Genomic DNA, 9466 nt, shown 5'->3' with positions numbered 1-9466 from the left:
CTCAATGCACCGCGCGTGGCACGCCCTCCCCGAGCAGCTTCACGATCTCCGCCGCCAGCTGTTCCTGCTGATAAGGCTTGCCGATCCTCGGCAGATCGATGCCCGACCCCGGGGGCAGCTCGGCATAGCCGGTCGCCAGCAGGATGGGGAGTTCGGGCCGTAATTGCCGGGCGGCCATGGCAAGCTGGGCGCCGTTCATCTTCGGCATCGAGAAATCGGTGACCAGGATGTCGACCAGCTGGCCATTGCCGAGGATTTCGAGGGCGTGCTCGCCCGAATGGGCCTCGATGACCTCATGGCCGAGGTCTTCCAGCATATCCACCGTGCTCATGGCGATCAGCGCGTCGTCGTCCACCACGAGGATGGTGAGCCTGTCCGCCTTAGGCGGGAGCGGCCCTGCGGCGCTCGCCGGCTCGTTGATCGCCAGCAGGCTGGTGACAGGCAGCCACAGCTCGGCTCTCGTGCCACGTCCCGTCTCGCTGGTCAGCCGCAGCGCGCCATTCAGCTGCACCGCCAGCCCGTGAACCATCGACAGGCCGAGGCCGGTGCCCTTGCCGAGTTCCTTGGTCGAGAAGAAGGGCTCCGTCGCCTTCTGCAGGGTCGCCGCGTCCATGCCCTCGCCGGTATCGGACACGGTCAGGCGCAGATAGTGCCCGGCCGGCAGGTCGGCCGACGCGGGAACCTGCTGGTGGTCGATGGCGATCGACAGCACGCCGCCCTCCGGCATGGCGTCGCGCGCATTGACGACGAGATTGAGCACCGCCAGCTCGATCTGGTTTGTGTCGACCAGCGCCAGCGGCAGGTCGTCCGGCAGGTCGAGGCGCAGCTCGATCTCGGAACCGGCCGAGCGCTCGATCAGATCGGCCGCACCGCGGATGAGATCGGACAGGTTCTTGGGCTCGACCTTGAGATCCTGCCGGCGTGCGAAGGCAAGCAGGCGCTGGGTCAGCGCGGCGCCACGCTGCGCACCTTGCCAAGCCCCATCCAGCAGGCGGAGCACTTTGGGATTGTCCGACACATGCTTGCGGATCAGTTCAAGATTGCCCAGTACCGCCATGAGAAGATTGTTGAAATCATGCGCGACGCTGCCGGTCAGCTGGCCGATGGTTTCCATCTTTTGGGCCTGGCGCAACTGCTCTTCCGCGCGCTTCCGGTGCTCGATCTCGGCGAGCACGGCGGCATGGGCGGCGGTCAATTCGGCCGTCCGCTCGGCGACGCGCTCTTCCAGCACCTCGTTGAGTGCCGTCAGCGCCTGCTGGCTCTCCTTGCGGTCGGTGATGTCAGACGACACTCCCACGAGGCGCAGCAGGCGCGCCGTGCTGTCGCGCACGACGCGGGCACGAATTTCGGCCCAGTGAGTGCTGCCGTCCGGCCAGATGTTGCGGAACTCGACCGCACATTCGCCGCGGGCCCCGACGGCGGCGGCGACCGCTTCGCGCAGAAGCCGGCGGTCCGGCGGGTGGGTCGCTTCCAGCAGTTCGTGATAGCCGAACGGTACGTCGGCGGCCCTGCCGAACACTGCCTTGCATACCGGCGAAGCGCTGAGTTCGCGGCTCTTCAGGTCCAGTTCCCATGATCCGAGGCGGCCTGCGAGAAGGGCGGTGCGCAGGCGCTCCTCACCTTCGTGAAGCTCTTCCATGCGCTTGCGCGCTTCGAATTGCCGCTGTCGCCCGCGAGAGGCGGTCTGCGCCACGCTGATGAAGGTTTCGGGGTGGAAGGGGCGTTCGAGAAGCGTGATGTTGCCGGTCGTGTCGGTAAGCGGGACTGACAGAGGCGGACGCTGCCAGGTCGAGACCCGGCGGGTCAGGATGATGAGCGGCACATCCGACCATGCCGGCTGCGCCAGCAGCCGCGCGCGAATCCCCCCTAGGTCGACACCGTGCAGCGCCTCCTCGGCGATGACAGCAAAGCTGGCGCGCTCGTCGAGTCGGTTCTCGAAATCACGCAGATCGGCGCAGATCGTCGCCTCGATCCCCGCCCCTGTGAGCATCGCGTGGGCGATGGCCGCATCGCGCCCATGCGGGGCAAAGATGACGGCGGGCGTCGCGGGAGGCTCAGCTTCGGTCATTGTCTGTCCCGGGAAGCAGGGGTTCCGCCGTTCCAAAGAAGGACGGCACGCCACGCAAAACGCCCTGGAATTGCTCAAGCGGGGCGCCAAGGCTCAAGCCCTGTTCGCTGATGCGATATTCCCGGATCGTCTCTTCATGCCCGCCCATCCGCTTCTTGATGACCGAGACCGCGCGGCGCACCTTGCCGAGCGCCTCGAAGTAGCGAAGCAGGATGACGGTATCCGCGAGATAGGTGATGTCGACCGGCGACCTCATCTCGCTGATCAGGCCATGCTGCGCGATGGCGAGGAAAGTGTTGGCGCCCTGACGGTTCAGGTACTGGATCAGTTCGTGGATGTGCAGGATCAGGGCCTTCTCCTCAGGCATTGCGGCCTGATAGCCGTTCAGGCTGTCGATCACGATGGCCTTGGCCTGCATGCTGTCGACCTGGCGCCGCACGCGCTGGGCGAATTCGCCCGGCGACAGCTCGGCCGCGTCGAGCTGCTCGATATGCAGCAGGCCTGCATCCCGCAGCCCCTCAAGATCGAAACCCATCGCCTTCGCCCGATCGAACAGCAGCCCCAGCTCTTCGTCGAACACGTAGATCGCCGCCTTCTCGCCGCGCAGGCACGCTGCGGTGATGAATTGCAGGGAAAACGTGCTCTTACCGGTGCCCGCAGGGCCCAGCAGGAGCGTGCTCGACCCCTGCTCGATGCCGCCGCCCAGCAGCGCGTCCAACTCCGGGACGCCGCTCTTCATCTGGGTGCGGGGGAAGCTCTTGCGGTGTTCCGAGGCGACCAGCCGAGGGAACACCGTCACGCCGCCGGTCTTGATCGAGAGGTCGTGGTAGCCGCCGCGAAAGGCCTGGCCGCGATATTTCGAAACCCGGAGCCGCCGCCGTTCCGCTCCATAGACTGGCGTTAATTCCTCCAGCAGAACCACCCCGTGGACGACGCTGTGGGCGGTCTTGTCTGAGGTTTCGCTGGTGCGGTCGTCGAGCAGCAGCACGGTGGCGCCGTGGCGGGCGAAATAGTGCTTCAGCGCCAGTATCTGCCGCCGGTAGCGCAGCGAACTCTGCGCCAGCAGGCGGATTTCAGACAGGCTGTCCAGCACCACGCGGCTGGGCTTTACCCGCTCGAATTCGCGGATGATGGAAGCCGCAGCCTCGCCAAGTTCGAGGTCGGAGGAATAGAGCAGGCTCTGCTGCTGGTCGGCATCGAGCAGGCTCTCCGCCGGGACCAGCTCGAACACGGTGATGTTGTCATCCAGAGTCCAGCCATGCGACGCCGCGCCGTTTCTGAGCTCCTGCTCGGTCTCGGACAGCGTGATGTAGAGGCAGGTTTCACCGGCCGCCGCGCCTTCCTGCAGGAAGCGCAGCGCCACTGTCGTCTTGCCGGTTCCGGGGTCGCCCTCCAGCAGAAACACGTGCCCCACGGTGAGGCCGCCCGACAGGATGTCGTCAAGCCCAGGGACGCCAGTGCGAGCCTTCTGCGGTTGGACCCCACTAATGTCCATGGTTCACTCCAATCAGCTGGATCGTTTCCTCGGGCAGAACCCGGCGGGGAATACGGGCCAGCTCCGGCGCCAGCTTCTCCCCGACATGCTGCAGTTCAAACCGGTTCTGACAGTTCAGCCAGAATTCGGAGGGGATGCCGCAAAGGCGCTCGAGGCGCACGGCCATCTCCGGCGTGAGGGCCGCGTCTCCCGCAAGGACGCGGTGAAAGGCCTGCCGGGTCACCCCGAGATCGCGGGCTGCCTGGGTTACGGACAAGCGCAGACCGGGCAGCACATGGCTGCGCAGGAGCGCGCCGGGATGCGCGGTCGTCCTGCCTGTTGGGTCCGTATCACGGTGTTGCGCGTTCATGGAAAATGTAACGGGCAACGCGACAGAGGGTTCCACCGGCTACCGCCCATAGCGTGCGCGCACGGCCCTTGAAGGCGGCGCTCTGTGTCCCTGCCGGGCCTCAGACCAGGTCAGGAGAGCGGCAGATCGCTTCCCGTGCACGGCCGATCACCTCGATCAGCGGGCGGTCGATGTCGATCGTCACCACATCCGGTTCGCCGGTCGGGTCCTCCAGCGTGGCGAGCTGGCTGTCGAGAAGCGCGAGCGGCATGAAGTGGCCGGCGCGCCGGCGCATGCGCTCGGCCAGCACCGCCCGGGAGCCGGTGAGAAAAACGATGTCGAGCGGCCCGGCCAGGCGGAGCTGGTCGCGATAGGCCCGGCGCAGCGCCGAGCAGGAGACCACGACGCCGCGCCCGGCGGCCCGAATCCGGGTGATGGTCCGGCAGATTTCTTCGAGCCAGGGCTGGCGATCATCGTCGTTCAGCGGTTCGCCGCGCGCCATCTTGGCGATGCTGGCAGCCGGATGGAGCGCGTCTCCCTCGACGAAATCGGCGTCGAGCATCGCGGCAAGCGCCTGCCCCACCGACGACTTGCCGCATCCGCTCACGCCCATCACCAAGACGGCGGGCGGCCCTCCCCGCGCCGTCTGGGTCACGAGGCGTCGCCGAAGCGGAACTGGACCTTCATCGCCCGGCTTCGGTCCGAGGCAAGCGCGAAGGCTGCATCCGCCTCCTCGATCGGGAAGCTGCCGGTCAGCAAGGGGGTGAGGTCCACCTGTCCCGTGGAAATGAGCGCGGCGGCGCGGGCAAACTCCGCGTCGAAGCGGAAGCTGCCGCGCAGGTCGAGTTCCTTGGCAACAATGGCGTTCATCGGCAGCGGCAGCTCGCCGCCAAGCCCGACGAGGACGACCGTGCCGCGCGGCCGGGTAAGTTCGATGGCGCTGGCGAGCGCACGTCCATTGCCGGAGCATTCGAGGGCGACATCGACGCGGCCTTTGTCCTGCGCGAGATCGGCGAGGTCACCGGTGCCGTCCGCGACGTTGACGCACCGCGTCGCCCCCAGCCGCGCGGCAATAGTGAGCGCTTCCCGCGCGATGTCGGTGGCGATGACGGCGCCCGCGCCGGCGAGCTTCGCCGCAGCGATGACGAGGCAGCCAATGGGGCCGCAGCCGGAGACCAGCACGGTCTTGCCGTCGAGGTCGCCGGCCTGCGCCACGGCGTGGAGCGCCACGGCGAAGGGTTCGCACAGGGCGGCCAGCGACAGGTCGACATCGTCGGCGACTTTCACGGCCTGCGCTTCCGGCACCGTCATCTCCTCGCGGAACGCCCCCTGAACATGGGGGAAGCGCATGGCGCTACCATAAAAGCGCATGTCGAGGCACTGGTTGCGCAGGCCCTGCCGGCAGTAATCGCACTGCCCGCAGGGGCCCGACGGGTTCACCGCGACCTTGTCGCCAATCTTGACCGAGGTCGCGGCCGCCCCGACAGCCGTAACCTTGCCGGCCACCTCATGGCCCAGCACCATAGGTTCCCGCAAACGCACCACGCCGAAGCCGCCTTGGTGGAAATAGTGCAGGTCCGACCCGCAAATGCCTCCCGCCCCCATGCGCACGACAACGTCGTGCGGGCCGGGTGCGGCGGCCGGCATGGCTTCGAGGCGCAGATCGTGCGGGGCGTGGATGACAATGGCACGCATGTGCGTTCAGGTCCTTGCAACACGAAAGGTGACGAGACGCCCCGCCTTCAGCGGGTCATCCAGTGCAGCGGCCACATGACGATCTGCGGGAAGGCCACCAGCAGGAACATCACAATGGTCTGGGCGATCAGAAAGGGCAGCACGCCGCGTATGACCCCGCTCATCGGGACCTTGGCGACGCCGCAGACCACGTTGAGCACGGTGCCCACCGGCGGCGTCACCAGGCCCAGCGCATTGTTCATGATGAACAGCACGCCGAAATACACCGGGTCGATGCCTGCCTGCTTCACAACAGGCATCAGCACCGGGGTGAGGATCAGCACGGTCGGGGTGAAATCCAGCGCGGTGCCGATGATGAACACCAGCACCATAAGGATCGCCATCAGCAGGATCGGGCTGTCCATAAAGGGGGCGACAATGTCGGCGAGTTGCTGGGGAATGTCGGCCGTGGTGATCAGCCAGGCCGAGACGCCGGCCGCCGCCACCAGGAACATGATCACCGCCGTGGTCTCCGCCGCACGGTAGATCAGGTGGAACAGGTCGCGCAGCTTGATCTCGCGATAGATGAACAGGCCCACGAAGAGCGAATAAACGGCGGCGATGACGGCAGCCTCGGTGGGCGTGAAGATGCCGAACTTCAGGCCGCCGATGATGACGACCGGCAGCAGCAGCGCCCAGAAGGCGTCGCGCGTCTCGATGAGCCGCTCGGACAGCGAGCGGCGCGGCTCGACGCGCGGATTGTCCTTCGCGATGCACCAGCGCCAGGCCAGCATGATCGCGACGCCCATCAGCACGCCCGGCACGATGCCGGCGATGAACAGCTTGGTGATGGACACGCCGCCGGTGACGCCGAAGATGATCATGCCGATGGAGGGCGGAATGACCGGGGCGATGATGCCGCCGCAGGCGATGAGGCCGCAGGAGCGGTTCACGTCATAGCCAGCATTGCGCATCAGCGGCACCAGCACGGAGGCCAGCGCGGCGGTGTCGGCCACGGCAGAACCCGACAGCGAGGCCATGATCACCGCCGCCATCACCGCCACATAGCCGAGGCCGCCGCGAATATGGCCCACCCAGGCCATCGCCATGGTGATGATGCGCCGGGTCATGCCGCCGGCATTCATGAACTCGCCGGCGAGCATGAAGAAGGGCACGGCGAGCAGCGGGAAGCTGTTGGCGCCGTCCCACATGTTCTGGATGATGATCTGCGGATCGGTGATGCCCATGTAGAACATCATCGCGAGGCCGCAGCCGATCAGCGCGAAGGCCACCGGCATGCCGAGCGCCATGAGGCCGAGCAGGGAACCAATAAAGACGAGGACGATCATGACGCCGCTCCCTTGCCGGTGCTCTTGTCCGCGAGTTCGTGCTCGATGTCGTGGATTTCGGACATGCCCTCCTCGTTCACGTCGATCAGCTCTTCCTCGGCGACATGGCCGAGGGCGAGGCGGACGAGATTGGCCATGCAGATGAGGGCGATGGCGACGCTGGTGATGTAGCTGACGCCATAGACCCAAAGCGTCGATATCTGCGCGACGGGGGAGGAATTGCCGGCGATGATGTCGTGCTGCAGCCAGGTGCCGTAGAGCATGTAGAGGGCGCACACCAGCATGATCGCCTGGCTGATGCCCCAGCACAGCTTGCGGCCAAGCAGAGGCAGCGCCCGCACCACCAGATCGACGCCCAGATGCGCTCGCCGGTGCAGCCCGACAATGGCGCCGAGGAAGGTGAGCCAGACAAAGGCGAAGCGCGGCAGCTCGTCCGACAGGTCGATGCCGGTATTGAAGCCGAGACGTAGCACCACATTGCCGAAGACGGTGACGAGCATGACTACCATGCACAGCACCATCACGACCTCGATCACACGGTAGAACCATGCGATCGCCAACTTGAGCAGTTGGTTCATCGAGACACCTCGCGAGAGCCGAGCCCGCACCGCCGCCGTCAGGCAGCGTGCGCCATGGGAGGGGAAGCGCGGCGGTCCGCGCGTGCGGACCGCCGGTTGGCGATCGCTCAGTTGGCGCTGCGCGCCTTCTCGATCTCGGCGTAGAAGCCGTCGACGAACGCGTCGCCGATCAGCGGCTTGAACTTCGCCACCACCGGCTTCACCTGCTCCTGGATGCGCGCCAGCTGGTCGGCGGGCACCGCGTCGACCTCGACGCCGGCTTCCTTGAACTTGGCGATGACTTCGCTGTCGCCTTCATCCAGCAGCTTGCGCTGCAGCAGGCCCGCTTCCACCGCCGCCTTGCGGATGCCGTCCTGGTCCGCCGGGGTGAGCTTGTCCCAGAACTTCTTCGAGGCCACCAGCGCCACCGGCGTATAGACGTGGTTGGTGAGCGAGATGTACTTCTGCACCTCCTGCATCTTGTTGGCATACATGTGCAGGAGCGGATTTTCCTGGCCGTCGATGGCCTTGACTTCAAGAGCCGGGAACACCTCCGAGAACGGCATGGGCGTGGCGTTGGCGCCGATGGTCTTCCAGGTGTCGAGGGCGACCGGGTTGGCCATGACGCGCAGCTTGAGGCCGGACACGTCGTCGAGCTTGGTCACCGGGTGCCGGCTGTTGGACAGGTTGCGGAAGCCCATGCCCGTCCAGGTGAGGCCAATGAGGCCCGACGGCTCGATCTTCTCGAAGATCTGCTTGGAGGAAGGGCCGTCAAGCACGGCGTAGACTTCCTTGGTGTTCTGGAACATGAACGGCAGATCCCAGACCTGCACTTCCTTCACCCGCGACGACAGCGGCGCCAGCGTGCCGATATAGAGTTCCTGGGTGCCGGCCTGCACCGCCTGCAGCTGCTTCTCGTCGCTGCCGAGCACGGCGCCATGATAGGTCTGCACCTTCACATTGCCGTTCGTGTAGGTGCCGACGAGTTCGGCGAACTTGTTCATCGCCGCCGCCTGCGGATGGCTGTCCGGCATGGCGTGGCCGATCTTGGCCTTGATCTCGGCGGCGGCGGGGCCGGCGGCGAGCAGCGTCGCGGCCAGCAGTGCGGCAATAGAGGCGCGCAGGCCTATGGCAGTGTTCTTTCCGATAGTGGTCGTCATGGGGTTTCTCCTTGGTGACTGATTTTTTGTGAAGCGCGGCGTTTCGTGCCGCTTACAGGACGGCCAGCATGCCTCCGTCGACATAGATGAGCTGGCCGTTGACGTAGTTGGAGGCCGGCGAGGCGAGGAACACCGCCGCGCCGACCAGTTCATCGGGCTGGCCCCAGCGCTTGGCCGGGGTGCGGCCCTTGACCCAGGCATCGAAGGCCGGATCGTTCATCAGGGCCTCGTTCATGTCGGTCGCCATGTAGCCGGGACCGATGGCGTTGGCCTGGATGTTGAACTGCGCCCACTCCGCGACCATGGAATGGGTCAGCGTCTTGATGCCGCCCTTCGCCGCCGTGTAGGGCGCCACCGTGGCCCGCGCCGCCTGGCTCATCAGCGAGGCGATGTTGATGATCTTGCCGCCGCGTCCGCGCGCGATCATCCGCCGCGCCGCCTGCTGGCTGACCAGGAAGGCGCTGGTGAGATCGACCTCCAGCACCCGCCGCCAGTCGGCCGGGTCGAGATCGACCATCGGCTTGCGGAACTGGATGCCGGCATTGTTGACCAGGATGTCGACCTCGATGCCCTGCGCGTCGAGCTGTGCAAAGGCATCAGCCACCGCGGCATCATCTGTCACGTCGAAGGACAGAGCATGAGCCAGGAAGCCCTCGGCTTCCAGCGTCTTGCGGGCTTCCTCGGTGGTGCCGGGCTTGGTGCCGTTGAGCACCACCTGCGCCCCGGCCTGTGCAAGGCCCCGGGCGATGCCATAGCCGAGGCCGCGGGCGGAGCCGGTGACGAGGGCGGTACGGCCGTGAAGCGAAAAGAGCGGGTTGGACATGGCGGAGCCCTC

9 protein-coding genes are annotated in these 9466 nt (G+C 66.3%); all 9 read right to left on the bottom strand.

The genetic code is table 11. From position 1 onward, the window contains the following. Nucleotide 1 precedes the first annotated feature (1 nt). Nucleotides 2–2068, bottom strand: a complete 2067-nt coding sequence (locus ACQY76_RS18475) for an ATP-binding protein (protein WP_428030154.1) — start codon at nt 2066–2068, stop codon at nt 2–4. After that, the gene (locus ACQY76_RS18470) at nt 2055–3563 is read right to left on the bottom strand and encodes an ATPase domain-containing protein (protein WP_428030153.1); all 1509 of its coding nucleotides are present in this window, start codon (nt 3561–3563) and stop codon (nt 2055–2057) included. Before ACQY76_RS18470 ends, ACQY76_RS18475 begins: the two co-directional genes overlap by 14 nt. Beyond that, nucleotides 3553–3912 carry a HigA family addiction module antitoxin gene (locus ACQY76_RS18465; RefSeq protein WP_428030152.1) on the bottom strand — a complete coding sequence of 120 codons (360 nt, stop codon included), beginning with the start codon at nt 3910–3912 and terminating at the stop codon, nt 3553–3555. The genes ACQY76_RS18470 and ACQY76_RS18465 overlap by 11 nt, the downstream gene beginning before the upstream one ends. 100 nt (nt 3913–4012) lie before the next feature. Next, a complete protein-coding gene (locus ACQY76_RS18460; protein WP_428033054.1) occupies nt 4013–4504 on the bottom strand; it encodes a gluconokinase in 492 nt (163 codons plus the stop codon). A gap of 38 nt (nt 4505–4542) precedes the next feature. Continuing rightward, nucleotides 4543–5586, bottom strand: coding sequence for an L-idonate 5-dehydrogenase (locus tag ACQY76_RS18455; RefSeq protein ID WP_428030151.1), 1044 nt, complete (start codon nt 5584–5586; stop codon nt 4543–4545). A gap of 47 nt (nt 5587–5633) precedes the next feature. Then, entirely contained in the window at nt 5634–6914 is a 1281-nt protein-coding gene (locus ACQY76_RS18450) for a TRAP transporter large permease (RefSeq protein WP_428030150.1), read from the bottom strand. Further along, the gene (locus ACQY76_RS18445; RefSeq protein ID WP_428030149.1) at nt 6911–7492 is read right to left on the bottom strand and encodes a TRAP transporter small permease; all 582 of its coding nucleotides are present in this window, start codon (nt 7490–7492) and stop codon (nt 6911–6913) included. The genes ACQY76_RS18450 and ACQY76_RS18445 overlap by 4 nt, the downstream gene beginning before the upstream one ends. A 107-nt stretch (nt 7493–7599) precedes the next feature. Continuing rightward, entirely contained in the window at nt 7600–8631 is a 1032-nt protein-coding gene (locus tag ACQY76_RS18440) for a TRAP transporter substrate-binding protein (protein WP_428030148.1), read from the bottom strand. Nucleotides 8632–8683: 52 nt separating this feature from the next. Continuing rightward, nucleotides 8684–9454, bottom strand: a complete 771-nt coding sequence (locus ACQY76_RS18435; RefSeq protein WP_428030147.1) for an SDR family oxidoreductase — start codon at nt 9452–9454, stop codon at nt 8684–8686. Between the last annotated feature and the right edge of the window lie 12 nt (nt 9455–9466).

It is taken from the genome of Ancylobacter sp. (assembly GCF_965279025.1).
Taxonomy (GTDB): domain Bacteria; phylum Pseudomonadota; class Alphaproteobacteria; order Rhizobiales; family Xanthobacteraceae; genus Ancylobacter.
The sequence above is the reverse complement of the archived record's forward strand: the minus strand, read 5'-3'. Positions and strand labels throughout refer to the sequence as shown.

What these genes read in the sequence shown, in the direction of transcription:
- ACQY76_RS18465 (WP_428030152.1), bottom strand. Translation starts at nt 3,912, where the DNA reads ATGAACGCGCAACACCGTGATACGGACCCAACAGGCAGGACGACCGCG.
- ACQY76_RS18460 (WP_428033054.1), bottom strand. Translation starts at nt 4,504, where the DNA reads ATGGGCGTGAGCGGATGCGGCAAGTCGTCGGTGGGGCAGGCGCTTGCC.
- ACQY76_RS18435 (WP_428030147.1), bottom strand. Translation starts at nt 9,454, where the DNA reads ATGTCCAACCCGCTCTTTTCGCTTCACGGCCGTACCGCCCTCGTCACC.
- ACQY76_RS18440 (WP_428030148.1), bottom strand. Translation starts at nt 8,631, where the DNA reads ATGACGACCACTATCGGAAAGAACACTGCCATAGGCCTGCGCGCCTCT.
- ACQY76_RS18455 (WP_428030151.1), bottom strand. Translation starts at nt 5,586, where the DNA reads ATGCGTGCCATTGTCATCCACGCCCCGCACGATCTGCGCCTCGAAGCC.
- ACQY76_RS18445 (WP_428030149.1), bottom strand. Translation starts at nt 7,492, where the DNA reads ATGAACCAACTGCTCAAGTTGGCGATCGCATGGTTCTACCGTGTGATC.
- ACQY76_RS18475 (WP_428030154.1), bottom strand. Translation starts at nt 2,068, where the DNA reads ATGACCGAAGCTGAGCCTCCCGCGACGCCCGCCGTCATCTTTGCCCCG.
- ACQY76_RS18470 (WP_428030153.1), bottom strand. Translation starts at nt 3,563, where the DNA reads ATGGACATTAGTGGGGTCCAACCGCAGAAGGCTCGCACTGGCGTCCCT.
- ACQY76_RS18450 (WP_428030150.1), bottom strand. Translation starts at nt 6,914, where the DNA reads ATGATCGTCCTCGTCTTTATTGGTTCCCTGCTCGGCCTCATGGCGCTC.